Raw genomic sequence first — 25,273 nt, 5'->3', positions numbered from 1 at the left:
GGAGTAGAATTTCCAATCTGACTATTTCCAATTTTTTTATTTTGAACTGATATGAAATGTTTTAAATGAAAAATTTATTGTAGTTGCTGCAAGTATGAAATGCAAGCCCCGTTTTTCCACAATCAATTCTAAAGAAAAGCTCGGCTGAAGACGGAATTGAGCCAATAACCATCTAAAAAACGTTCGACTAAAGGGCAATAATCCTCCGGACAATTCGGTTACTGACACAATAATCCATCAATTAATATCCTATTTTCAAACTCTAAGCCTCTAACAAACTTACTGTTGTTTTAAGCTGAGTAATTATCCAAGAAATAAATCAACGTCTGTAATTCATTAGCTAAATCCACATTATGCACCCGGACATTTTCGGGAGTTGAAATCCGCAAAGGTGTAAAGTTTAAAATGCCCTTCACATGTGCTTGCACTAACCGATCTGTGACTACTTGGGCACTGCCCACCGGAACCGACAAAATAACAACATCAATTTGTTGCTCATGTAAATGCTGCGCCACATCTTGAATATCATAAACCGTGATTTGATTAATCTGCGTGCCAATTTTGGCCGGATCACTGTCAAAAGCAGCTACGATTTTAATATTATTAGTCTGCGAAAAATTATAATTTAATAGCGCATGGCCTAAATTACCAACACCCACTAGAGCTACTTTCGAAGTCTTATCTTGGTTCAATAATTTTTTAAAAAATTCCACCATAGGTTCCACTTCATACCCGTAACCTCTTTTGCCCAATGATCCAAAATAAGAAAAATCACGACGAATGGTGGCACTGTCAACTTGGACGGCCTTGGCTAGTTCTGTAGAAGAAACTTTTTGATTATGAGAATCACTTAAAAATTGAAAATAACGATAGTATAATGGAAGTCGCTTAATTGTAGCATTTGGAATTTTGTATTGCGCCATAATAAACCCTCTTGTGATTTTTTTAAGTTATACCTTAAAGTATCACGCAACTAATATCACAATGTCAACCAGTTCGAATCATTTATTATGAAGGAGTTTTAAATTGTTAATTGTTCAAGGTCAAAATATTGCTCTTAACTTTGGAAGTGACACCCTTTTTCAAAAAGTCAATTTTCAAATCGCCGAACAAGCCCGTGTAGGCTTAGTGGGCCCTAATGGCGCCGGCAAATCAACCCTTTTAAAAATTATTAATCAAGAACTAGCGCCCAGTGCTGGCAAGATAATTTATAAAAATAATCTGCGGATGGGCTACCTCGCGCAAAATCCCCACTTCCATTCGCACAACACCATTTATCAGGAAATGGAACACATTTTTGATTATCTCAAACAAGATGAACAACGACTCCATCATTTGGAAAAGCGTTTGAGCGAATTAACGGATACCACCACTCCCCAAGCCCAGGAACTGTTGCACCAGTATGATCAATTACAAATTAAATTTAAAGATGAAAATGGTTATGGCTATCGTTCGGAAATTCGTTCTGTATTAAGTGGTTTTGGTTTCCCCGAAAGTCGTCAACAAGAACCTGCCTTAAATCTATCGGGCGGTGAACAATCCCGCCTGGCTTTTGCCCAAATGTTATTAGAGCCCCACGAATTATTAATTCTGGATGAACCTACCAACCATCTGGATATTGATACTTTAAACTGGTTGGAAAAATATTTACAAACCTATCAGGGGGCCTTATTAATAGTGTCCCATGATCAATACTTTTTAGATCATACCGTCAACGAAGTATACGCCCTGGAAAATCAAACGCTCAAACATTACTCCGGTAATTATAGTGCTTATTTAGCCCAACGAGACAAAGATCTTGCTTTAGCTTGGAAGGCATATAATAAACAGCAAGAAGAAATCCAAAAAACCGAAGCTTTCATTCAAAAAAATATCGTTCGCGCGTCAACTACTAAACGTGCTCAAAGTCGCCGCAAACAATTGGCTAAAGTTGACCGCTTAGCCAAACCCAAATCGCTCCAACCTCACGTGCGCTTTCAATTTACGACCCAACAAACTAGCGGCAATGAAGTCCTCAAAGTCAAGGATTTACAAACCGGGTATCAGAATAATGAGTTAAAACAAGATATTACTTTTACACTGAAAAAGCACGAACGCTTAGGCGTCATTGGGCCTAATGGTGTGGGTAAGTCAACCTTAATTCGAACTTTAATTGATCAAATTCCGCCATTACAGGGAACTATCAAATGGGGAACTAATGTGACCGTCGGCTATTATGATCAAAATCTCAATCAATTAAATTCCAACAAAGACGTCCTACATGAAATTTGGGATGAACATCCGACAATCGATGAAAAAGAGATTCGAAATATTTTAGCTTCCTTTCTCTTTCAAGATGATGATGTGTTTAACATTGTGCATGATTTGTCCGGAGGCGAAAAGGCCCGCTTGACATTATGTAAATTGGCTTTGAAACATGATAATTTACTGATTATGGACGAACCGACTAACCACTTAGATATTCAAAGTAAAGAAATTTTAGAACAAGCTTTGCAAGACTTTGCCGGCACCATTTTATTTGTCTCACATGATCGTTACCTCTTAAACAAAATTTCTACCCGCATTTTAGAATTAGAACCGCAACAAAGCACACTGTATTTAGGTAACTATGACTATTATCTGGCTAAAAAAGCGGAAGTTCAAGCATTGGCGGCCAGTCAAGATAAGCCGGATTTAACCACCACTGCTCACCCGACAACTGGTCAACAAAACTATCAACAAAACAAGTTACGCCAACGCCAAGAGCGCAAACGTCAACGCCAAATCACCGCCTTGGAAACTCAAATTGATCAGCTGGAACAACAAATTACAACTTTAAATCAAGCCATGGCTCAACCCGAGAATTTAAAAGATTACACTAAACTTCAAGAGCTGCAACAACAAATTACCACCTTAACTCAGCAAAAAAATAACGCCGAAGATCAATGGGCCCAGCTAATTGAATAAACTTGAACGCCATTTTTCGTTTTATTAATTACTGCCGGCCACCAAGTCTGCTCTATCAGTGAGCCAATTTACTGACAATCCCTCTATTCAAACAAGCTGGAAGTAATTAATCTGCATGCTGCCTTGCCGTAGTGCGCAGCTTTTTATTTTTAGCCAGGAACCAAAAACCTGCTGTCTCTGATAGACAGCAGGTTAAAATTTTTTTATCTGGGACAGCATTGTGTAACTAGTGCACAAAGCTTTTTGCCAGGCAACTAATCTTCTGTTTGATAAGCAAAATCCAGACTGGGATCCGCATTTAAAGTCAAATCACTAAAGTTCCGCTGCTGATAGGCCACGGCGGCATAAGCCCCAATCATGGCTGCATTATCACCACATAACCGCAAGGGTGGAAAAATCAGTTCTACTTGTGGGGTCAATTCTGCGGTTAATCGTTCGCGCAAACCCGAATTAGCCGCTACTCCTCCTGCAACTATCAGTTGTGCACAAGGATACTGCGCCAAAGCCCGTTTAGTTTTAGTGACTAAAATATCAAGCACATCATTTTGAAAACTGGTTGCAACATCCTTTTTATTAATCGGTGCGCCGATTTGTTGGGCATGATGCAGCGTATTAATGACAGCACTTTTAATACCACTGAAACTAAAATCCAAATTATCTTCCTGCAACATGGCGCGCGGAAAATCATACGTATCTTGTCCTTCATGAGCCCATTGATCTAAAGTTTTCCCAGCGGGATATTTAACGCCTAATAAACGGCCTACTTTATCATAGGCTTCACCGACAGCATCATCGCGGGTATCTCCCAAAATATGAAATTGGCCCGGAGCACTAACACGTACTAACTCGGTATGACCTCCGGAAACTACGAGCGCCAAAGCGGGATATTGTAGGGACTTTACTAAATTAGCTGCATAAATATGTCCTGCCAAATGATTTACACCAATTAACGGTAGATCATGGGCCCAACTAACGGCTTTAGCAGCCATTAGTCCTACCAATAACGATCCGACTAGCCCCGGCCCATAAGTTACGGCCACGGCGGCTAACTGTTCATACTTTATATGTGCTTCTTGTAAAGCCAATTGAGTACAATGAATAATTTGTTCAACATGATGACGACTAGCTACTTCCGGCACTACACCGCCAAAACGTTGATGGCTTTTAATTTGGGTTGCGATGATATTGGATAGAATTGTTTTTCCATCTTGGACTACGGCCACACTCGTTTCATCACAACTACTTTCAAAAGCTAAGATATTAATTGGGTTCTGAGATGTCATGCACTACTCCTTTGTTAATGGTCGACTCATGAAAATGGCATCATGGTGGATCATAGGATAATAATTTTTTAATAATTTAATGGGCTGAAAACCCAATTGCAAATACAATTTTTGGGCCGCCTGGTTGTTATAGTCGACTTCTAAAGTCAGCTCCGGATAATCAAAATTTTGACAATAATCAATCATAACCTGTAACAACAAATGCCCCCAACCTTGATGTTGATCATGCGGCAAAATTGCTAAATAAGTAATATGTGCCCGCTCAAAGAAATCACACCCAATAAAACCGATGACATGGGTCGGTGTCTGTGCTAACAAATACAACCGGCGCCGATTAGCCAATTCCGAATAAAAAGTGGCTAATTGCCAGGGTGGAACTGCATACACTTGCTTTTGAATACTGTCTAAAAGTTGAGCGTCTTGTAACGTCGCTTGCCTAATATCTACCAGCTGCCCTTGATGCTCCAGTTGTTGAGGCACAAACACTAACGGTGTAAAACTATGCCATGACCACCAATGTTTAAACATCTTCCACATAATTTGAGGAACTATTGACAGAATGAGTTTGTGACCAAATTAATTCTGCTTGCGTTTGCCTTAAATAATGCGGCACAAATTGATTGAGATCAGTAATTACTGCTGCCTGTAATCCCAGCGTAATTAAAGATTCCGGCTGAGGCTGATAACAATCTATAAAGCGCACCTGAGTGCCCAAACTATTTTTAATCTGTTCTTGAAAATCGGCACGTAAATCATAAATAAAACAAAGCGGCTGGTCAATTTGGTGTAATTCTTGTAATAAAGTCGCTAAAGCCAAGTGCTGATCTTCAACGACTGTTTCTAGTTGTTCTTGTTCATTAAATCTATATACTCCGGCAAAGACATTGTGATTTCGAGCATCAAACAACGGTACTAAATAACCTTTTGTCGGGCCGACATTTTGAGCTAAAACGGCTAAGCTGGAAACTCCTACTAATTCTTTATGCAAAGTCCAAGCTAACATTTTAGCTGTAGTGACCCCAATTCGCAAACCTGTATAAGATCCCGGACCTTGGGCTACAATAATTCGATCTAAATCTTGCGGCTGCCAACCAGCCTGTTGCACTACTTGATCAACGGCCGGCATTAAAGTCACACTATGTGAATGTTGGTTTTCATAACTGACTTGTGCGATTAAGTGGTGATCACTTGCACTAGCTACTGTTAATGAGCGATTAGAAGTATCAAGTGCCAATAAATTCATATCGATTTCTCCTTAATTGCTTATATTTTAGCATAAAAAAAGCCGCCTGCTGGCGACAATGGTCCGCGCTCTATTCCTCAAACGTGTAATGGTGTTTTTTTAACCAGTGAAAAACTCCTATTAAAACACCAGTTTGAATGGGAATAAAAAGCAGCTCTTTCCATAAACGCATCCAAAATAAAGTTTTAAAAGAAATCTTCGTTAAAAAACTAACCCATAAGGTATTGCAACCCAAATTGACTACTAATAAAGCTACCACCGTCACTGCCAACAACCGCCACCATCGAATGGGCCGTTCATATAAAAATTGTCCGTATAGCCAACCTAATAATGCCGCTGACAAAGTAAATCCCCAGAAGAAACCGCCTTGCGGTGGAAATAAAATATTGCCCAAAATATCTGTCACGATCCCTACCAACATCGAGCGCGCCGGTCCAAAATAGTAACCTATTAAGGCAATAATAACAAAGCTAAAACCGATTTTTAAAAAACTAGGCCCGATGGTTAAGCGACTCAGAATTAATTGCAGGGCAATTAAAACTGCTAAATCAGTTAAAGCTCTCGTTTTCGTGATACTTTGTAATTTATTCATTTCAGCATCTCCTTGGCGGAGTTGCCACTGCAAATCGTGGCGAATGCGGAAATAAAACCGCAAGCTCAGGCTTTTCGTTCAGTGTTCACATTCCGTTCCACTGACACTTAACGCTTTATTTCCTACTCCAGATTATTAATTAAACTCTAATGTATCATAATTTACGTAGTTAGTGCTAAAATTGGACTAATTCTTTTTATGAGGAGCTATTTTTGTGACTAAAAAAATTCTTATCCTTCACACTGGTGGCACTATTTCCATGTCAGAAGATGCTACTGGTAAAATCAAACCCAATGCCCAAAATCCCTTGGCAGAACTACCTTTGGACTCGCAAGGGCAAATCCAATTAGTAACTGAAGAAATTTTCAATTTGCCTTCGCCTCATATTACCCCTGCGCATATGCTGCGGCTATCACAAAGACTCCGTCAAGCAGCTGCCGAAGGTTTCGATGGTGCCGTAGTGACCCATGGCACTGACACTTTAGAAGAAACCGCCCTCTTTTTAGATTTAACTTTAACCAGCACAATGCCCGTAGTAGTCACTGGGGCCATGCGTTCCTCCAATGAAATTGGCAGCGATGGTTTATATAATTTTCGCACGGCGATCATGGTAGCCAGTGCCAATGCCTCTGTGGGTAAGGGTGTCGTGGTTGTCATGAATGATGAAATTCATTCGGCCCGCTACGTGACTAAAACTCATACCACTAATGTTGCAACCTTTCGCACGCCGACGTTTGGCCCCATTGGTATTGTGTCAGAAGGTCATGTCAATTATATGCAAACAATCAATCCACAACCTCATTTACCAATCGAAAAAGTAATAACTGAGGTCTATTTGATTAAAGCCTATGCCGGCATGACCGGGACTTTATTTCAAGCTCTCAACCAACCTACCACTCGCGGAATTGTCATCGAGGCTCTAGGTGCTGGTAATCTTCCGCCCCAAACACTTGCTGCCTTACAAGCTTTAGTGCACCAGAATATCCCCTTGGTGTTAGTTTCCCGCTGTTTCAATGGAATTGCCGAACCCGTATATGATTATCAAGGCGGCGGGGTCAATCTGGCACAAATGGGAATTATCTTTTGTCGTGGTTTAAATGGCCCCAAAGCGCGGATTAAATTATTAGTTGGTCTCAGTGCAGGGTTGCAAGGTTCTGCCCTGAAAAAGTATCTCAATAGTTAAATTTTCTGGAATTTTTGCATAAAAAAGCACTACTCAAAAATAGTAGTGCTTTTTTGAATTATAAAAGTTTTAAGAAGATGGAGGCGATGACCACCGACGCGATAGAAACAGTGGCAAAACCACCCACCAGCATTTTAGGCATCATACTGTCTAATAAGTACTGTGTTTCACCTTCACTAGTAGCTAAATCTTCAACGATTTCTTTAGTTAAAACATAGTCCATAGGGAAGCCAAAAAGTGCTGTTAACGAACAACAATAAGCCATCTGCCAAGACATGTGAAATGGTTTAGCTAACAAGAAAGAGGCTAAGAACATCCCGATCAGGCCTAAAACAATCAAAACCAAGACTTGGATAAAAATCGGACCCATCTGTTTTGGTGAAAGCAAAGATAATTGAGAAAAACCATAAATCATAATGCCGTATAAAATCCAGTTATAAATACGGGCCTTTTCCAAAGCTTCATCTTCCAGAAACCCAATTTGGTGCGCCACCACTCCAAATAATAAACACATCACATTCGGATTAATAACGTTATTTAATAATTTAGCAAAGGCGGTAGCTAACACGGCTACAAAAGCTACTTTAGCGATGATAAAGGCGGCAGTATCATAACGTTCCGGTACAGTAAAAATTGTTTTTCTAGCTGGTCCTTCCATAATGGCTGCACTGGAATCGGAGTTCGCGCCCGCCTGAGCAATTTGTTCTTGTAGTTTGGGATCACCGCGAAACTTTTTAATCAGCCGTTTGCCTTCCTGCTTCAACAAAGTAGATGTTAACGGATAACCGACTAAGGAGTGCGTTACCATCATTGCAATAGGTAAGGCTACTAGCGTCATTATCCCTTGTTCCCGTAATCCATTAGACATTAACAAAGCAGCCACAATGCCACCAGTTAATGGTGGCACCGCCGCAACCACCGTATGCCAATCAAACAATTTAGTTCCGACTAACATTGTCAAAATAATTGTCCCACAGACCCCCAAAAGGGCAATACATACTGCACGCCACTGCTGCAAAAGTTTCTTTAAACTCATGAGCGTTCCTAAGTGGACTAAACTTAAAGCCATAAACATATTTACAGCGGTCATATTAAACGATGCCTGAGCTGATAAGTCCTTGGGGAAAATCGTCCAATAACCAACAACGAATAACATAGCCGATACAAAGACTGAGGGCAAATAAGCATGGGTTATTTTTGACACCCATTCTCCTACAAAAATACAGCCCATGACCGCAAAAATGGCTGCCAATGCTGTCATAATTCCATCTCCTTTATTTTATAATTTGATTTGACTTAAGATACCACAAATATTATGATAAATCCATTAAAATATTTAATTTAAATTAGAGGAGTGTTAAAAATGGGAACAACGTTATATTATAATTGCCAGCTATTTGATGGGTCCAAGAATGAAATTCAAGCTAACGCCTGGTTTTTGGTAGATGAAACTGGCAAAATTAAGCAAACTGGTACCCAAGCTGCACCTGAGGCTGAACAAAAAGTTGATTTACAACAAAAATTTGTCATGCCTGGTTTAATTAATTGCCATACCCACATTACAATGAATCCCAAAACCGGTGATGGTGGAACTGCGGCCAACGTAGTAGCCTCAACTGTGCTAGCCGTACAAAACTTGCAATCATTGCTGCATTCCGGTGTTACTTACATTCGAGAGTGTGGTAGTACTTACGATATTGATATTACTTTGAGTCAATTAATCCAAAATAAACGCCTTACAGCCGCTCCGGAAATTATGCCTTCCGGACGTCCATATTCGATGACTGGCGGCCACGGCGACTTCCCCAACTTTGGTCATTTAGTCGATTCTCCCGATGAAATGCGCAAAGCTGTACGGCAGGGCTTGAAAAAAGGTGCCAAAGCAATTAAAGTCATGGCTACCGGCGGGGTTATGACTCCCAATGACTTCATGGATGATCCACAATTAAGTACGGCAGAAATTCATGCCGCCGTAGAAGAAGCCCACCACAAAAATGACATCGTGGCGGCTCATGCGGAAGGCAATCCCGGCATTTTGAATGCAATCAAAGCCGGGGTAGATTCGATTGAGCATGGCTTTTATGTTAACGATGAAGAAATCGACTTAATGTTGGAACAAGGCACTTACCTAACCCCAACTTTTATCGCCGCTTGGGCTATCCCGGAATATGGTCACGGCATTTTGCCTGATTGGGAAGTGAAAAAAGCCGCAGATGCATTAGATGATTTATATAAAAATATCGGCCATGCTTATCATCGCGGAGTTCCTATTACTTTGGGAACTGATGCTGGGACTCCATTTAATGAATTTTTCCAAACCCCAGTGGAGCTGGAATTAATGGTCGAACATGGTTTTAGTAATTTTGATGCCCTGCAAACTTCAGTTAATTCCGCCAAACTGATGAAAATTGATCAAGAATACGGAACCTTGGCCGCAGGTAAATTTGCCGACTTTTTAGTATTAGATGAAAATCCTTTACAAAATATCAAGGCAGTACAACAAGAAGATAAACAAGTGTACAAAAAAGGCCAATTGGTATAACTGACTGCCTCCCAATCAAGTTGCCTCCAACTCCGTCGTGAAGTGCACTGGGTCTTTAATAATGCGCCCTTCAGAGCCGTAACCCCGTACATTTTGAATTAATTTAAATTAAACTTTTCCAATTTCCGCAGAGTTACAATGATTAACTTACAATATAAAGCCGTGCAAAACGTCAATCGGGTCTAAGCAGGATTAACGCCCAGATTAGCGATTGATGCCTTATCTAATCAGCTTTTTCAAAAGTAATCCTCCCCACTATAATTTGCGTAGTGGGGAGGATTTTTATAGTTATAAATCAAGAAAAAACATCTTTTCAGGGGCTAACTGAGGAGGTTTCGTTATAGCGAGCTTATTCCAAACGTAATTGTTGGCGTAAGCGGGCCCGCTGTTGGCGTAAATAACGCTCACTGACCTTTAACTTTGCCGCCAAATGTTTCAAAGTTAGTCCTTGACAATAGTGCTGTTGTAGAATAATTAATTGTAATCTAGTCAATTGCGGGACGAGTTGTTCTACTGCTAACCAGTGATCAATTATATTGGCAGTCGTGGCGTTAACAGCGAGCTGTTGCGGTAAAAAAGAATCATGAATTATTTGACGATGCGCAGCTTGGGCTCGCCACCAATCCAGAGCACGCCAGACGATTTTTTGAAAAATAAACGGATTAAACTGTTTTAATTCTAATTGACTGTGGGCCCAAGTTTGAGCATATAACAGATAACTTTCTTGCAGTGCATCATCAAAGATGGTTTGCCCTAAGACAATGTGCCCCCGTTTTAAAGCACCTTGAATTAAGGCCCGATGGTCGAGCGCTAAGGTAAAACCAGTTGCTAAATCATGGGTAATCATGTGAAATAATCCTTTACTATTTATTCCACAAGCGCTTATGGTGCAGTTAATTTACCATTTTCGACGCTGTCATGTTACCCGCCAATCTGCATTAACATTACAATTGGATGACTATTGGTCACCACAGATAACGATGTCCCATTAACAAAGCAGACCATTCGTGAACGACTTGTTGTTGCATTTGCGCAGACCAAGAAAATTCAGGTAACGCCACAACTTGTTGCAAAGTCCAGATTTGAAAAGTTTGTAAAAACCGTTTACTCTCCGCAGCTGTGGGCGGCAAGTTTTTATGTAATGTACAAGAACACTGCTCAAATAACCAAAGTAAATTGCGTACTGTTGAAGCTTGTAATTGATAACCTAAATTCTGCACTAATTGGACCGTCAACCAGTAACAGTAATGTGCTAAATAACAAGCATCGTGAATCGCCCTTAAAAGACTGCGCTGAGAACTATAAGCAAATTGTAAATGGTAATGATTGAGAGTTTGAAATTGAACCCATTGGGCGGCCCGATTTTGGAAAAAATATCGTTGCCAATGCAACCCTATCCAATCACTTGTTGTTTGTTGGGCCCCATGTAACGGTAAATACACCGCATTCCCCAAGATTAACGGTAAAAAGCGGCGGCGTTGATGATACAAAAGTAGAATACGGGACAGATGCAGATCGACCAAATTGTGATGCAAAAAATGATTAATTAATTGCCGAGTCGTCCGATGAGTGAGCAGACAACCAAACTTAGCATCTACTATTACTGTGGACCATTCACACTGTGCACGTGTCCGCAAATCATATAAGGCCATTACTGTTGGAGTTAAAGGAAATTCATCATCAATTGCCATATGCCGTAAAGCGCGGGGCGATAATAAAAAAGATTTTGTCAAAATTTTATCTAACCAATAGTCATTGGGTAGTAGCATGTACTTTGTTCCTCCGATCCATAATTTTGAAACCTGGCACTTTCAAGTACTCTTTGTAGAGTCCACCCAAAAAGCTGACCACCAGCACTCTGGTTGTCAGTCTTTTTTATTGGTTCAAACTCCACAATTTACAGTAATTTGCACGTTATTAACGTGTTAACTCCTATTTCTTAATTGAAGCGCCAGTTTTCACCCTTTAGTGTACCGGAAATTAAACGCTAACAAAACCGTTGAGAAAAGTTATTGGCGAATTATCCCATCAGTCCTGATTTTTTGTGGTCGAAGTCGCACTTGTACCAAAAACTTTTTTGACCAAGTCAAACGCGGACCAGGCTTTCGGCCATCCACAATAAAAAGCTAGGTGCGTCACTAATTCAACCATTTCTGTTTGGGTCACCCCATTTTGTTGCGCCAGATGCATATGCGACTCTAATTGTGGAAATAGTCCTTGGGCCATCAACGCGGCACAAGTAATCAGACTCCGATCATGGACACACATTTGTTGTTCCCGCGACCACACTTCACCAAATAAAACATCATCATTGAGTTGGGCAAACTTAGGTGCTAAGTCTCCCAGTTGTTTACGGCCAGCAGTTTGCTTTTGCATTAGAGATCCTCCTCTTATCAAGTCAGACTATAAATACGTTGGTTGATTTTTTTGAAAAACTAATCCTTTCTTCATTGCCTATCATGTTTATGGAAATGATTTAATTGAACTCATCACCTCTTTGAACTTTAAAATAGACCTTCAAGTACACTAGAGATCAAGGACTAATTAAAAAAGCCCCACTACGAAAAGTAGTTGGACTTAATTACAATGGCGCCAATCTTTATCTAACAAAACCCGGGCCACAAATAATCCCAGAGGTAAAAACATAATAGTTAAGGCCGCCCGAGACAGCCATAAAGCTCCAACTCCTACAGCATTAATGCCTAAATTATAAATTCCGCGATAAATATATAAGCCGGGAATCATAATGACAATGGCCGGCACTGTTAATGAAACTCGGGGAAAATGATCAGTATGGCGATTAACTACCGAAGCAATCAAACCAGCTACTAAAGCCCCGATAAACGCCGCTGCGCTAGGAGGCATGGTAGTCAAGTCAACCAATTCTAAGCGTAAGGTATTAGCCACAGCACCGATTAACCCGGCACAAGCCGCCATCTTCGGTGGACTATTAAACATAATGGAAAATCCAAATACTCCACAAAAACTCGCTGGCAAACGTAATAAAAATAATAATTCCGCGGATAGCTGTAAAGGGGCAAAATTATCTGGCTTGAAATGAACTAATAACGCTACCATTAAGCCCACCAAAGCAGCCGTGGTTGTAATCATCAATGCATACAGCAGCCGTTCCAAACCCGACTTCATATCTAATTTAGCCATATCCAACATACTGGTAATAAAGGGAAAACCGGGAATGACAAATAACATGGCGCCAATATATCCCGCTTCGTGGCGGGCAGAAACACCGATGACTAATTCCAAAAATTTAAAACAACCTAAATAAGCCACACCTGCTAAAGCCACACTAGTCGCAATACAAGCGATAATGGTTAAGTGACGATCTAGCATTAATTTGCGCACCCAATTACCAATCCCCGCGCCGACAAAACAGCAACACATTTCTACTAAACCGCCGCCCAGCAAAAAAACGAAGGCACTACAAGCTAGGGCAGCTGCCAACGCTGCTAACGGTGGTGTATAATTGCCGGACAAATGCTGAATCTGATCCAAGATAATATGTAATTCCCGTATTGTCTTTGTTTGACATAATTTTGGTAATTGCCGAACCAGCTGCTCCATTCGGGCTAATTTATCCGTATTGACCCCACTGGTAGGCAGCGATAACACTTGCGAATAACTCCGTTCTGGTCCAAAACAAGTAAAAGAGATGGTTACTAAACCGATATCTGCCGAACAGGTCATACCCAAAGCACGCGCAGTGGTATTCATCGCCGATCGGACCCGCCACGCACCAGTACCACAAGCTAGCATAATAATCCCCACGCGCCCCACTAATGACGCCCGCTCTTTAAAACGCGCTTTTACGGCGACCACATTATCATTATGAATTAATTCCTTCCAATGAATCGTCATATGATGCTTATGGGATAAACGTACTTGCGGAGTTAAGGGACTTTTTTGTATAGAACTCATAACCTCTAAATCCAACTTTCCTCAAAAGCCTCATGTTATTTTGTCATTACTTATTGTTCGTATAATGCCATTTCTTCCAAGAATGATGCACTATGAATTGTAATTACTGAAAATAACACATGTTCTATCATAGCACTTCTTTCAGGTTTGCTGTCAATAAATCGCGTTATTTTCAAGTTATAATCTGACAAGCAAAAGCTTCCGAAACAAGATTTTAAAATTCCGTAAGAGACCATCAACATTTTTTTCATATTGAATTATAATTATTTCTGTATTATAGTTATTTTTGTACTTGTGAATGTGATTTTAAGAACAAAGGGAGTGATGGGATGCTTTTGTATGAATCAATCATTACTTAAACTTTTACATATGATTGAGAATTTATTTTGCTGATAGTAAAACGCTTACTTATTTTATCCCATTAATCGCTAGATCATTGGAGGATTTCATCGCCTCCACTAACCCCTGATCATTCGCAAGTTCAACTAATCTCAATTCAAGTTACGTGGTGAATTATGTTGATATCAGGATTAATTATGGGATTAGCCTTTGGCTTTTTCCTTAAACGAAGTCGCTTATGTTTATCTGCTAGTTTACGAGATATTTATGTAGAAAAAAAATTAGATGGTTTATGGTGGTTCTTTTTTATTATTTTAACCACCAGTGTTATTTATTTTTCACTGATTGCGCTACATGTAATTCCTGAAGCCGCCCAAGTTCCCTTTTCGGTAAGCTCCGAAATTATTGGCGGTCTCTTTTTTGGCTTTGGAGCCGCCATGTGCAGCGGCTGTATCACGACGGCTATGATTAAAATTGGTGACGGTCGGATCACCGGTTTAATTGCAGCCTTAAGTTTTATGCTGATCGCAGTTGCAACGAAACAAGGTCCGCTATCACCCTTAAATAATCAATTACAGCAATCCACACTAACTAGTGCCAACTATACGAATCTGATTCGGTTCAATCCCCTATTTTTGTTAGTACCACTTTTTGTAATTTTTCTTTTTGTAATTTATAAACAAAAACTGGGACAAGCCAATTCTTACCTCAGTAAATTTCAAAAACATTCCTCCAAAACGAAAATTTCTGATTATTTGTTAAGACAACGCTGGAATCCCTTTATTACAGCAGCCATTTTAGGAATTATTGCTGGTTTAAGCTTTTATTTTAGCTATCAAACCGGCCGTTATGGCAGTGTTGCAACTCTAGGGCCTCTAATTTCTTGGCAAAACTTTTTTGGTAGTGCCGCGGTCAAACTGGACTGGGGCGAATTATTCGTGGTGGGTCTAATTTTGGGTTCTTTTACCTTTACTTTTTCCAACAAAGAATTTGCCTTTAAAAATTATAGTGGTAAAGATATCATGTTATCTTTTGTTGGTGGTTGTTTAATGGGATTTGGCGCCGTAGTAGGCAATGGCTGCATTTTGGCCAATGGGATTGTCGGCAATGCCATGTTATCTTTGGAATCACTGACTAATATTATCTTTATTACTTTTGGTTTATGGATTGGATCCTACTTTTTATATATCAGACCAATGTCGAGGGAAATTAATAATGAAAATTAAAAAGCTTACTTTATCTTTTGTTTTACTGTTCACTGTCGGCTGTCTGAGCACCACGAATGTTCAAGCAGACTGCAAAAGCGGAAACAACGCAGCCAAACCTGCCAAAACTATCGCTCCGGACAAAAGCCGGTTAGTGAAGACAGAACATTCACATTTTTATATTGATGCCAAAGCAGCTAATCAAGAAATTAAGCAGCATCCGCAAACCGTGGTTTTGGAGACTTCTTACGGTAAAAAAACTAGTTATGCTAAAGGCCATTTACCACGCGCGGTTCAATTTGATACTTTAGAAATTGAAACGGAACAAAATCATTGGAACATTTTAAGCTTTAAACAATGCCGGGATGCTTTTTTGAAAAAAGGAATTACGAAAAACACACCGGTGCTTGTTTATTCCGAAGATGCCCTTTCCTCCGCTCGAGTAGAATTTGTGGGTTATTGGCTGGGGATTAAAAATATCAAAATCGTCGATGGCGGCTTAAATGCTTGGAAAAATAATAAGCTGCCGCTTCAAAAAGGAACCCTCAAGCCTGTAGCTAAATCCAACTTTGGTCGTCAAACACCGGCACATCCGGAAGATCTCATTCGAACAGCCAATGACTTTCGGCAATATCGGCAAAAACATCCCAAATTAGTTTTAGCAAGTACTAGAAGTTGGGACGAATATGTCGGCAATATTAGTGGCTACAACTATATTAAAAACACCGGCGAGGTCAACGGTGCGGTGTATGCACGGGTAAGTAAGACCAGCAGTGACGTCTATTATTTAATGAATAAAGATTGGACGATGAAAAATCCTCAGCGCATCCTGCAATATTGGAAGAGTAAAGGCATTACTCCTAATAAAGAAACTGTTTTTTATTGCGGCACGGGTTGGCGTGCTTGTCCGGCCTTTTTCCTGGCCAAAGATAATGGTTGGAAACAGGTCCATATTTTTGACGGTGGCTGGTATGATTGGGATAAGAGTCATCAAAAACACCCCCAAGAATTTCCAGTGCAAAAGGGGAATCCCAGCGATAAAAAACATTTTAAAATAATTAAACAACCAGAAGCTACCAATTAGTCAACATATTCTATAAGTAGGTGATTTTTATGAAAAAAATTGATGTTAGCGGCAAAGATTGTCCCGTTCCACTTTTAACTCTGCAAAAAACTTTAGGCGATTGTTTAGATGGTGAAGAAATTGAGTTAACCTTTACCTGCCCTGAAGCAGTAGAGACCCTGCCTAATTATTGTGATCAAAACCATCTTCAAATCACCAATTTTGAACAGCATGATAATGGCGCGTGGACGATTAGCATTCAAAAATAAAGTGTAATCTTTCATTGTGCTGACGCCAAAAATCCTTCACAAGCCGGTGAAGGATTTTTTTGCGTAATTGGTGTGAATTTATCTACTTGTCTACCCTGTATTGATGGATTAAAGCTGAGTGTATCCTTTGCTTTTGGATCAATTTTGAGGATTAAATTCCACGCGTACCAGTCGGGAATAAACTTGTGTGGTTAATAAATATAACGCGACATACAAAATGATTAACAAAAGTAAAGTGATCGCTGCAACCGCTAATAATAAATGGATATTATATAACGAAAATACTTTTAAAACATTAATGATCGCGGGCAAAGCAAAACCAGTAATCACTACCGCCCCCACAATAGGCAAAAAGAATACGGTTAACACTTGACTATAAATCGCTTTACGACTTTCTGCCAAACTTAAACCGACTTGCTGCATTGTCCAAAATCGCTGTCTGTCCGCTGTTCCTTCAGCAATTTGTTTATAATAAATCATTAAAGCCGTTGTCAAAGCCATGGCAATACTGATCAGAATGCCTAAGAAAAAGAACCCCCCAAATAATGAATTCCAAAAGGCGGCCATTTGCGCTCGGACCGAATACATGCTGGGATCTAATTGCCACAGGGCTTGCATTTGCTGGGCAAAGTGAATTTGGCGTTGCGGTTTACCTCGAAGATTAAAGCCCGTCACCGTGAGCCACCGTTGCGGATTAATGGCTTGCGCCTGCGTACGATTGGCGGCCACGACAAAAAGAGGCGTTGTTACGGAATGTTCATAGTTAAAATACAAATTAAAATGATGCAACATGCGTACCTTATAATGTTGTTGTTTGATTGTCAGTTGGGTCAAATGTAAATTGGAATCCGGTGAGTAGAACAGAATTTCGTTAGCTTTTAAATGATAATGGGTGTGATTTAAGTGATTATAATTAGCCACGGTTAAAGTAGCCAACTGATAAGTCGGCGTGGCTTGGCTTTTGACAAATACAGATCCTTGAATTTCTCCCAAGACGGGTTGGGTCATTGTCAGTTGATGTTGCGGCTGCACTTGGAGCTGCTGGCGGTGAGCTAGCTGGTGTAGTTGCTGTTGTTGCGTTTTATTCAGCGGTTGAGGTTGACTGATCATCACGTCATAGGGATTCCATAAACGTAAGACACTACTACTGCCAAAATACAAACTAGCCGTCATAATCATTGTGACTAAAATCGAGGTACATAAAAGACAAATAGAGGCTAAGCTGGCGCCATTTTGTTTCATCCGATGCAACATTCCGGAAACTGCAATAAAATGTTGCGGTTGATAATAGTACTGTGGGCGGTTTTTTAAAAATTTCAATAATAAAATACTACCACTGATAAAAACTAAGTAAGTGCCTATTACTACCAAAATAATTGCACCCATAAAGGAGAAAAAAGCCGATATATTGGGGTGCGTGCGGACTGCGATGACAAAACCTGCCCCTAAACAGACAACCCCTAAAATACCACTCACCCAATGGCTACGCGGTTCTTGTTCACCTGCGTTAGCCTGTTGCCACAAAGTAATCGGTTTGACCCGCCGCATACGACCAATATCATATAGTAACAATAGCCCATAGATGACCCCAAACATTACTGCAACCTTGTTGACACTGGCCAGCTTAATTTCTTCATGTAAATGTTGCATCGTCGTCAAGTGCTGTAAGACTAAAAAAGCAATTTTTAAAAAACTAATTCCAGCTAATAATCCTAGACCTACAGCGGCGATATAAAGCATTAAATTTTCCCAAAACATAATCATGCCCAAATTACCGCGTGTGAGACCCAGCATATTATATAAACCTAATTCTCGATCCCGTTGCTGGAGCAAAAAACTATTCACATAAAACATAAAAACAACCGCCAGCATTAATACAAAGATCAAACACAGCCGTGCAATGATAATTAAATACTGGCCATTCATAGCCTGGTGCAGACTCGAATTATTGACCAACGCCGTAAAAATATAATTTAAAGCCACTAAAACGGCACTCGCAAAGACAAACATTCCATATTGTTGACCATGGTGAACTAAGCCGCGCCAAGCTAATTTAAGCTTTAACATTTTCTTCACCTCCGGAGGTCATTAAGGCGGTCAAACTCGTATTAATTTTTTGTAAGTACTGCGTTTGACTTTGGGTGCCGCGATATAGTTCATGATAGATAATGCCATCTTTGATAAACAAAGTCCGCCGCGAATAACTGGCTGTGGCAGCGCTATGTGTCACTAATAAAATAGTTTGTCCGGCTTGATTAACTTGAGCGAATAATTTCAACAATTGGGTTGCGTTATGTGAATCCAAAGCTCCCGTAGGTTCATCGGCTAACAGTAATTCTGGTTGCGTGATTAAAGCTCGCGCCACGGCGATCCGTTGCCGTTGTCCTCCGGAAATTTCATAAGGATAGCGTGCTAGTAACTTCGTAATCATCAATTGCTGTGCTAAAGGTGCTAAACGCCGCTGCATTTCCTGCAGGGGTGTATGCGCCAAAACTAAAGGCAAAAAAATATTATCTTGATTATTAAATGAATCCAATAAATTAAAATTTTGAAAAACAAAGCCGAGATGTTCCCGCCGATATTGGGCTGCCGCTTTTTCGGGTAACTTGGTCAAATCGCGCCCATTGAGGGTAATTTTTCCACTGCTGGCTTGATCCAAAGTAGCAATAATATTCAAGAGTGTCGATTTCCCCGCTCCTGATTCACCCATAATAGCCACATATTCCCCAGCATCCACGGTCAAAGAAATATCTTTCAAAGCTACTACTTGATTGTTTCCCGGTTCAAAAATACGTTGAATATGTTTTAAAGTTAGAAATGCCACCTGTCTGCTCCTCCTAATGTTGGATTTACAGTCATTATAAAAGGCCCCTAACCAGACTGTTAGTTACAGTCCTGTCAAGAACCTTACAATTTGTTATTGAACTGTATTAAAAGCAAGCTGTGCGGTGGTTTGTTGTCCGACCTGCGAAGTATAACTCAGCTCAATTTGCAGCTGGTTACAGATCTGTTTGGCTAAATATAACCCCATACCTGTGGCTGCTTGATGCTGCCGGCCATTAGTGCCGGTGAATCCGGCCTCAAAAATCCGGGGCAAATCCATACTCGTAATCCCAATGCCGTGATCTTGAATAATTAATTGCGCATTTTGCCAGGCAATTTTAATTTTGCCGCCCACCGATGAGTATTTCACAGCATTAAAAATGATCTGTTCCAGGACGACTTGTAACCATTTCGCATCAGAAATAATTGTCACTGTCGGTACCGTGAATTGCAGTGTAATCTTTTTATTCAGAAAAAAGAGCGCATATTCTTGGATAACGGTTTTAATAACTTGAGCTAAATCTACAGTTTCAAAAGTTAAATCATGTTGAAAATCAGCTAAGCGTTCATAATTCAGCAATAATTGTAACTGCTCTTTAATGATCATCGTCTGCTGCTGCACTAAATTACTATCCACTTGTCCATCATTTTCTGCTGCCAGCATGAGCGCCGTCAAAGGTGTTTTTATTTCATGGCTCCAAGTCAATAGATAATTCTGCTGTACCGATTGCTGGTATTGGGTTTGGCTTTTTTCTTGGCGCAATTGGTGTTGTAAAAGTGCTATTTGTTGCTGATAAGCAGCGATAACTGGATTATGTATCAAAGAGCGCTTAGCTTGTGACTGCTGCAACCTTTTGATCTGATAATATTGCAAGAGCATATGCCCTATAAGAGCTCCCACCAACAGCAAGCCAGAGTACCGCACAAAATCCCAAGTTAAGGCCACCGGAAAGCGGTATAATTTAAAAAGTCCGGCTAAAAGCCCCACAATAATCAAATATCCAACCACAAAGATTACTTGTGCTCGAAGCAGACGGCCCCACAATTTAATAGTTGTTCGCATGGGATACTAATTGATACCCCCTTTTTCGTACTGTCACCAGCTGCTCTTTTAAATTACCCACAGTGGCTACTTTAGACCGCAATCGACTCATGTTCACATTGAGCACTGCGGCATCCAGAAATTCCCCACTTTGCCAAATCTGCTGTAAGAGTTGCTTTTTAGTAATGATTTGCTGCGGATGCATAAAAAAAACTTTTAAAATCAAACCTTCGGTAGGAGTTAATTTAACTTGGTGGGCACCTTGCGTTACTACATTGGTCAAAACATTAAGTTGATAATTTTCAAATCTCAACTGGGTAGCCAACTGGGGCTGCGTTCGCCGCAACAGCGCCTGAATTTTTGAAATCAGAACTTCACTGGCAAAGGGCTTAACTATATAATCATCCGCTCCACTGGCAATTGCCCGTACTGCATTGGGATCCATTTCGGCTGCCGACACAAAAATTAGCGGGACATCAGAAAATTCCCGGATTTTTTGCGTCCAATAAAAGCCATCATAACTCGGCAGCGTAATATCCATTATGACTAAATCTGGTTGTTGCCGGCGCACTTCGTCATCAACTTGGTCCCAATTCTGAATACGCCCCATTTGATAATTCCATTTTTGAAATGCAGTCTGCATCTCTTCGAGCAGTAATCGATTATCCTCAATCACCAAAATTTTCGTCACCTGATCACCCACTTCTTAGCATCAACTCTCAGGTTAACATTTTAAATAGGAGAATGGCAATCACCTGAACCAGCACCAATGCGACAGCCGTTATTATTAAGCCCCGATACTGGGGTAAACTTTTAACATTCAACACTTGATGGCGGTAAAAGCCCCGTAAAATTGTATGGAATAGATATAACATATATTCCAAACCAATAATTTCTAAAAGAAGAATTAAAGCCACCCAGATCACTCCCGGGGTACTAAATTGTACTTCTGCAATTTCAAAAATTTTGAAATTCGTACTGGCATTCGGATGAATAATAAACAAAACAGCTCTCCAAATAACATTTAAACCCGCAATACCAAGGGCAATCCCGCCCACAAGGATCAGGCTCCAAATGAAAACTAGGACAATTTTGCCAATCCGTTTCATGGTTTATCCTCCCATTTCGTTACTGCATTATAAAACAATTAAATGAGAGAAGTAAACCAATTTGATTAAAATAAATTAATTTTAATTAATTTTTTATAAACTAAATGAACTATGCTTCAAAGCTGACCACCTGTGACTCTAACTGAGCGGTTTCATGCCTTGTCTCCGCCAAACGCACAGTCAATCATTAAAAATTATCCAGAAAGTTTTGAAGGATTCAGCTAGAGCATCATTGAGAATTATACTCAGAAAATTCTCAGATTACTGTCCTTGCCGAGGAAATTGTTGCCCTCACTTGCACTAATTGACCCGAAAAGACAGAAATCTAATGGATCTAACCCTTAGCAAAGATTAGGCGCGCTAAATTGTTCCCAACGATCCTAGCGGCTATGGTATTTGGTATCTATCACGAGTAGCATACTTAAAAGATAATTCTTGACAAGCATTCTTTTAGTTCAAAATCCTCATTATGAGTCTGCCGTCATTAAGTTTGCGGGAGGGTTTTCCAAGTGATTTGAGCTTGGGCATTAGTGCCGGCAGCTGACTTAATTAAATGATGACTCACATTTTGCTCGAGTTGGACAAAACTTTGCACGGTTTCACCATAATGTACTTCACGTTCAAATTTAATATCAAAAGCTTGCAGATCATGGCTCAACAAAAAATCTCGGCCTAAAGAATCTAACATCCAATCGGAGTAGATCGAATTATTCACATGACCATTCACATCAATATCAAAAAATCGGGTCCGGTACTCGCGCGGCAATGCCGGATATTCTACTAAATCAATCCGGGGGAAGTTCCAGACTTTCGGCGAGTATGGGCAATCTAATTGCTGCATTATCTGGGGATCCAATAAGACCATTTTTCTGGTTTGGATATCCAACATTACCCAATTACTGATTAACCGCAGTAATTCTTGTCCGTGGGCATCTTGAACTGTAAAAGTTCGATAACAAAAAAATTTGTTATAGCTATTGGCCTCAGTCGTAATCGTAATCTGCTCATCCAAACGCGGCATGGCTTGAACGTCTAAATGATACTTAGTGACCACCCATCCTAAGCCATGCTGAGCGACTAGCTGCTGCGAATCCAAGCCTAAAGCATGCAATTGATGCTCTGAAACTAAAAGCATGGCATTAAATAAAGCCGATAAATTCATTTCTCTTGTAGAATTAATAAAATAAAACGGTACGATGATTTGTTCTGCATATTTTTGACTCATTCTTTGGCTTCCAATCCATGATATAAATTATAAACTGCTTGCCGCGACCAATCAGCTTGTTTTGCTACCTGCTTAATTGCTGTGTTAGGCTTCGTTCCGGCGGCAATCTCAGTATGCACCTGTGCCAAGACTTGTGAGGCACTCCACGTCACTACTGCGGGTCCTGATTTGCCGGCCACCAATAACACATATTCACCGCGCGGAGCGTGGTCATGGAAATAAGCTTGCACTTCCGCTAAGCTGCCGCGCAGGAAGGCTTCATGAATTTTCGTTAACTCCCGCGCTAACACAATTGGCCGCTGGGATCCCAGGACCGTTTGTAAATGGGCTATGGTCTGTTGAATTCGATATGGCGATTCATACAATATAAAGGTTGTCGTTAACTGTGCTAAAAAATTTAAAGTCTGCTGCAGGTCGCTTTTTTTTCGGGGTAAAAAACCATAAAAATAAAAAGGCTGAGGGGATAAACCCGAAGCAATAAGTGCGGTCAAAGCAGCATTGGGCCCTGGAAGCGGGATCACTGGAATTTTGGCGGCTACACAAGCTTGCACCAATTCCTTGCCTGGATCGCTGATCGAGGGCATTCCGGCATCACTAACCTGAGCAATATCTTGTCCACTTTGTAACAGCGCCACTAATTGGGGCAAACGCTGTTGGGTATTATGTTCATGAAAACTTATTTGCTTAGTGGGAATTTGAAAATGATTTAATAATTTTTGCGTATTTCGAGTATCTTCTGCCGCGATCAAGGCCACCTGTTGTAAAGTTTTTACGGCCCGCACACTTAAATCATCTAAATTGCCAATCGGCGTCGGTACTAAATACAAACACCCCGTAGTGTGCGGGGCAAAACTTGAAACTTCCGTAATCATTTATTTTTACGATCTCCATAAATTACATCTAGACAAAAAGCACATTCTTCTTGGCTTTCCCGATGAGCACCATACATAACCGTGCACACATGAAAGCCTTCTTGATATAGCTTTTCCAAAGTTCGCCGCGATTCCGGCAAATCACTAGTATTTTTTTCATTCAGCGCTGCTAAATGATGGCGCAAGTGTTCGTTTTCAATTTTTAATTTAGCGTTTTCTTCGATAATCTGCGCAATATCCGCCTTCATAGCGGTTAATTCCTGAGTTAAATTTTGAGCTCCTTGCTGCAGCGCTTCAAAGCGGGCATAATAATCTTCTTGTGCCATAATTAACTCCTTTGAAGAATTGCTTCCATACTTAAAGCTAAATACTCTAAACTATTTTCAAAACTGACATTACTCTTCCAATAAGTTTTAGCCTGTAAAAAATATTCGACCGCCGATTGGGTCTGCGCTAATTGTGTTTGCTGCATGGCAGCTTGATTTAACGCTTGTGAAAACAGATGTTCCAGTAAACACCACCAGATTTTTTGTTGTGGCCGTTGATTAACTTGTTTATTAATCTTGGCCCCAACTTCCACAAACGCCAACTGCGGTTGCTGCCATAACAAATCAAACCAGTGCTGCAATAACTTTTTTAATTGGTCAAATTCAGTTGCTGCCAAATTAGCAGTCAAATCATTATCTAAATGCGCAGCCGCCAAGATTTGGATATCTTGGGTCGAATAGCCTTCTTTTTGTAATTGGGCTTGCCAAGTCTGATCGACGACATTATTAGCCAGTCGTAAAATCTGCACCCGCGATAAAATAGTAGGTAAAATCATGGTGGAATTGGTGGCCAACAATACTGTCACTACTTGCCCTGTAGGGTCTTCTAAAAACTTTAATAAACTATTGGCACTGGCGTTGGTCAACTTTTCCGCAGCTTGAACCACAAGAGCTCGGTGCGAGCTTTCTAAGCCTGATTGCTCCATTTCTAATTTAGCGGGACGTACTTCATCGACGCCTAAGCTAGCTTTGGTTGTAGTAAGCCACAGCACATCTGGAAAATTATTTTGCGCAATTCGGCGACAGTGGTTACATTTTTTACAAGGATAACCGGCGTGCAGATCTTGACAAAACAAAGCTTGAATAAACCAGAGGCCCAATTGTACGGTTTGGCTCTGATCTTCTCCCACCATAAGATAAGCATGCGCCACTTGTTGACGGACAATCGTTTGGGCCAGTTGCGTTGTTAATTGCGGTTGGAGCTGTTCGATTGCAGTCATCATTAAAATTTAATCATCTTTTCAATCGGCACTATAAAAATAGTAGCCCCGTTCACTGTCACTTCAATAGGTTGTGTCGGCATTTGATCCAACAAAGTCGACGCAACTGCTGGGGGGAGATATTCTGTCCGCGTTTGGGAATGGGCTTTAATAATTTCTAAGAGCTGATCCAACTGCTCATCCTTCACCGCTAACAAGAAAGTAGCATTACCGTGCTTTAAAAAGCCACCTGTCGTCGCCAAACGGGTAAATTGAAATTCAGCTTGGCGCAAGGCCTTTGCTAATTTTAAACGATCTTGATCTTGAATAATTGCAATTACTAATTTCATGACTT

At 40.4% G+C, this 25,273-nt stretch carries 26 protein-coding genes and 1 riboswitch; of the genes, 6 read left to right on the top strand and 20 right to left on the bottom strand.

All coding sequences use genetic code 11. The annotated features are described in order from the left end of the window. Nucleotides 1-290: 290 nt before the first annotated feature. The gene (locus JG30_RS01980; protein WP_046315752.1) at nucleotides 291-923 is read right to left on the bottom strand and encodes a redox-sensing transcriptional repressor Rex; all 633 of its coding nucleotides are present in this window, start codon (nucleotides 921-923) and stop codon (nucleotides 291-293) included. Nucleotides 924-1,026: 103 nt separating this feature from the next. Here JG30_RS01980 and JG30_RS01975 point away from each other — a divergent pair, with 103 nt between their 5' ends. Next, a complete protein-coding gene (locus JG30_RS01975; protein ID WP_046315750.1) occupies nucleotides 1,027-2,946 on the top strand; it encodes an ABC-F family ATP-binding cassette domain-containing protein in 1,920 nt (639 codons plus the stop codon). A 254-nt stretch (nucleotides 2,947-3,200) separates the two neighbouring features. On the opposite strand, the gene tsaD is transcribed toward JG30_RS01975, so the two are convergent. The 4 genes from tsaD to JG30_RS01955 form a co-directional block, all read right to left on the bottom strand. Further along, nucleotides 3,201-4,229 carry a tRNA (adenosine(37)-N6)-threonylcarbamoyltransferase complex transferase subunit TsaD gene (gene tsaD / locus JG30_RS01970; protein WP_046315748.1) on the bottom strand — a complete coding sequence of 343 codons (1,029 nt, stop codon included), beginning with the start codon at nucleotides 4,227-4,229 and terminating at the stop codon, nucleotides 3,201-3,203. A 3-nt stretch (nucleotides 4,230-4,232) separates the two neighbouring features. Next, a complete protein-coding gene (rimI, locus tag JG30_RS01965; RefSeq protein ID WP_052725164.1) occupies nucleotides 4,233-4,757 on the bottom strand; it encodes a ribosomal protein S18-alanine N-acetyltransferase in 525 nt (174 codons plus the stop codon). After that, complete coding sequence (tsaB, locus tag JG30_RS01960; protein WP_046315746.1) at nucleotides 4,750-5,472, bottom strand: tRNA (adenosine(37)-N6)-threonylcarbamoyltransferase complex dimerization subunit type 1 TsaB; 723 nt, start codon at nucleotides 5,470-5,472, stop codon at nucleotides 4,750-4,752. The genes rimI and tsaB overlap by 8 nt, the downstream gene beginning before the upstream one ends. 70 nt (nucleotides 5,473-5,542) lie before the next feature. Then, entirely contained in the window at nucleotides 5,543-6,064 is a 522-nt protein-coding gene (locus tag JG30_RS01955) for a folate family ECF transporter S component (RefSeq protein WP_046315745.1), read from the bottom strand. A 35-nt stretch (nucleotides 6,065-6,099) separates the two neighbouring features. Then, nucleotides 6,100-6,196, bottom strand: a riboswitch (THF riboswitch). An 82-nt stretch (nucleotides 6,197-6,278) separates the two neighbouring features. Here JG30_RS01955 and JG30_RS01950 point away from each other — a divergent pair. Next, entirely contained in the window at nucleotides 6,279-7,247 is a 969-nt protein-coding gene (locus JG30_RS01950) for an asparaginase (RefSeq protein ID WP_276831344.1), read from the top strand. Between the two features lie 58 nt (nucleotides 7,248-7,305). Here the strand turns inward: JG30_RS01950 and JG30_RS01945 are convergent, their stop codons facing one another. Continuing rightward, nucleotides 7,306-8,508, bottom strand: coding sequence for a hypothetical protein (locus tag JG30_RS01945; RefSeq protein WP_046315743.1), 1,203 nt, complete (start codon nucleotides 8,506-8,508; stop codon nucleotides 7,306-7,308). A 102-nt stretch (nucleotides 8,509-8,610) separates the two neighbouring features. On the opposite strand from JG30_RS01945, the gene JG30_RS01940 reads away from it, so the two are divergent. Further along, a complete protein-coding gene (locus JG30_RS01940) occupies nucleotides 8,611-9,789 on the top strand; it encodes a metal-dependent hydrolase family protein (protein WP_046315741.1) in 1,179 nt (392 codons plus the stop codon). A gap of 349 nt (nucleotides 9,790-10,138) precedes the next feature. On the opposite strand, the gene JG30_RS01935 is transcribed toward JG30_RS01940, so the two are convergent. The 4 genes from JG30_RS01935 to JG30_RS01920 all read right to left on the bottom strand — a co-directional run bounded on the left by JG30_RS01935 (nucleotide 10,139) and on the right by JG30_RS01920 (nucleotide 13,725). Then, nucleotides 10,139-10,636, bottom strand: a complete 498-nt coding sequence (locus JG30_RS01935) for a sigma-70 RNA polymerase sigma factor region 4 domain-containing protein (RefSeq protein WP_046315739.1) — start codon at nucleotides 10,634-10,636, stop codon at nucleotides 10,139-10,141. Nucleotides 10,637-10,754: 118 nt separating this feature from the next. Further along, nucleotides 10,755-11,558 carry a hypothetical protein gene (locus tag JG30_RS01930; RefSeq protein ID WP_046315738.1) on the bottom strand — a complete coding sequence of 268 codons (804 nt, stop codon included), beginning with the start codon at nucleotides 11,556-11,558 and terminating at the stop codon, nucleotides 10,755-10,757. A 259-nt stretch (nucleotides 11,559-11,817) separates the two neighbouring features. After that, nucleotides 11,818-12,165: a carboxymuconolactone decarboxylase family protein gene (locus tag JG30_RS01925; RefSeq protein WP_046315736.1), complete on the bottom strand. Its 348-nt coding sequence runs from the start codon at nucleotides 12,163-12,165 to the stop codon at nucleotides 11,818-11,820. 201 nt (nucleotides 12,166-12,366) lie between these two features. Beyond that, nucleotides 12,367-13,725 carry a threonine/serine exporter family protein gene (locus JG30_RS01920; protein WP_046317146.1) on the bottom strand — a complete coding sequence of 453 codons (1,359 nt, stop codon included), beginning with the start codon at nucleotides 13,723-13,725 and terminating at the stop codon, nucleotides 12,367-12,369. 515 nt (nucleotides 13,726-14,240) lie between these two features. Here JG30_RS01920 and JG30_RS01915 point away from each other — a divergent pair. Genes JG30_RS01915 through JG30_RS01905 form a run of 3 tightly spaced genes read left to right on the top strand, consistent with a single transcriptional unit; the run spans nucleotide 14,241 to nucleotide 16,601 of the window. Beyond that, nucleotides 14,241-15,290: a YeeE/YedE family protein gene (locus tag JG30_RS01915; protein ID WP_084616632.1), complete on the top strand. Its 1,050-nt coding sequence runs from the start codon at nucleotides 14,241-14,243 to the stop codon at nucleotides 15,288-15,290. After that, nucleotides 15,280-16,353 carry a sulfurtransferase gene (locus JG30_RS01910; RefSeq protein ID WP_052725162.1) on the top strand — a complete coding sequence of 358 codons (1,074 nt, stop codon included), beginning with the start codon at nucleotides 15,280-15,282 and terminating at the stop codon, nucleotides 16,351-16,353. The genes JG30_RS01915 and JG30_RS01910 overlap by 11 nt, the downstream gene beginning before the upstream one ends. Before the next feature lie 29 nt (nucleotides 16,354-16,382). Then, nucleotides 16,383-16,601 carry a sulfurtransferase TusA family protein gene (locus JG30_RS01905; protein WP_046315734.1) on the top strand — a complete coding sequence of 73 codons (219 nt, stop codon included), beginning with the start codon at nucleotides 16,383-16,385 and terminating at the stop codon, nucleotides 16,599-16,601. A 138-nt stretch (nucleotides 16,602-16,739) separates the two neighbouring features. Here the strand turns inward: JG30_RS01905 and JG30_RS01900 are convergent, their stop codons facing one another. The 10 genes from JG30_RS01900 to JG30_RS01855 form a co-directional block, all read right to left on the bottom strand. Further along, complete coding sequence (locus JG30_RS01900; protein ID WP_046315732.1) at nucleotides 16,740-18,668, bottom strand: FtsX-like permease family protein; 1,929 nt, start codon at nucleotides 18,666-18,668, stop codon at nucleotides 16,740-16,742. After that, the gene (locus JG30_RS01895; protein ID WP_046315730.1) at nucleotides 18,655-19,425 is read right to left on the bottom strand and encodes an ABC transporter ATP-binding protein; all 771 of its coding nucleotides are present in this window, start codon (nucleotides 19,423-19,425) and stop codon (nucleotides 18,655-18,657) included. Before JG30_RS01895 ends, JG30_RS01900 begins: the two co-directional genes overlap by 14 nt. Before the next feature lie 93 nt (nucleotides 19,426-19,518). Beyond that, nucleotides 19,519-20,487: a sensor histidine kinase gene (locus JG30_RS08580; protein WP_052725161.1), complete on the bottom strand. Its 969-nt coding sequence runs from the start codon at nucleotides 20,485-20,487 to the stop codon at nucleotides 19,519-19,521. Continuing rightward, entirely contained in the window at nucleotides 20,471-21,157 is a 687-nt protein-coding gene (locus JG30_RS01885; protein WP_046317137.1) for a response regulator transcription factor, read from the bottom strand. Before JG30_RS01885 ends, JG30_RS08580 begins: the two co-directional genes overlap by 17 nt. 28 nt (nucleotides 21,158-21,185) lie before the next feature. After that, nucleotides 21,186-21,575, bottom strand: coding sequence for a hypothetical protein (locus JG30_RS01880; protein WP_046315728.1), 390 nt, complete (start codon nucleotides 21,573-21,575; stop codon nucleotides 21,186-21,188). 484 nt (nucleotides 21,576-22,059) lie between these two features. Next, nucleotides 22,060-22,800: an acyl-[acyl-carrier-protein] thioesterase gene (locus JG30_RS01875; protein ID WP_046315726.1), complete on the bottom strand. Its 741-nt coding sequence runs from the start codon at nucleotides 22,798-22,800 to the stop codon at nucleotides 22,060-22,062. Beyond that, nucleotides 22,797-23,669 (bottom strand): 16S rRNA (cytidine(1402)-2'-O)-methyltransferase, encoded by an 873-nt coding sequence (gene rsmI, locus JG30_RS01870; protein ID WP_376856572.1) that lies wholly within the window; start codon nucleotides 23,667-23,669, stop codon nucleotides 22,797-22,799. Before rsmI ends, JG30_RS01875 begins: the two co-directional genes overlap by 4 nt. Further along, nucleotides 23,669-23,998: a DNA replication initiation control protein YabA gene (locus JG30_RS01865; protein WP_046315722.1), complete on the bottom strand. Its 330-nt coding sequence runs from the start codon at nucleotides 23,996-23,998 to the stop codon at nucleotides 23,669-23,671. Before JG30_RS01865 ends, rsmI begins: the two co-directional genes overlap by 1 nt. 2 nt (nucleotides 23,999-24,000) lie before the next feature. Further along, a complete protein-coding gene (locus tag JG30_RS01860) occupies nucleotides 24,001-24,942 on the bottom strand; it encodes a hypothetical protein (protein WP_046315720.1) in 942 nt (313 codons plus the stop codon). Next, nucleotides 24,942-25,268 carry a cyclic-di-AMP receptor gene (locus JG30_RS01855; RefSeq protein WP_046315718.1) on the bottom strand — a complete coding sequence of 109 codons (327 nt, stop codon included), beginning with the start codon at nucleotides 25,266-25,268 and terminating at the stop codon, nucleotides 24,942-24,944. Before JG30_RS01855 ends, JG30_RS01860 begins: the two co-directional genes overlap by 1 nt. Nucleotides 25,269-25,273 lie beyond the last annotated feature (5 nt).

Source organism: Bombilactobacillus mellifer (genome assembly GCF_000970795.1).
GTDB classification, from domain to species: Bacteria; Bacillota; Bacilli; order Lactobacillales; family Lactobacillaceae; genus Bombilactobacillus; species Bombilactobacillus mellifer.
Note: the sequence above shows the minus strand (reverse complement) of the source record. Positions and strands in the feature narration are given on the sequence as shown.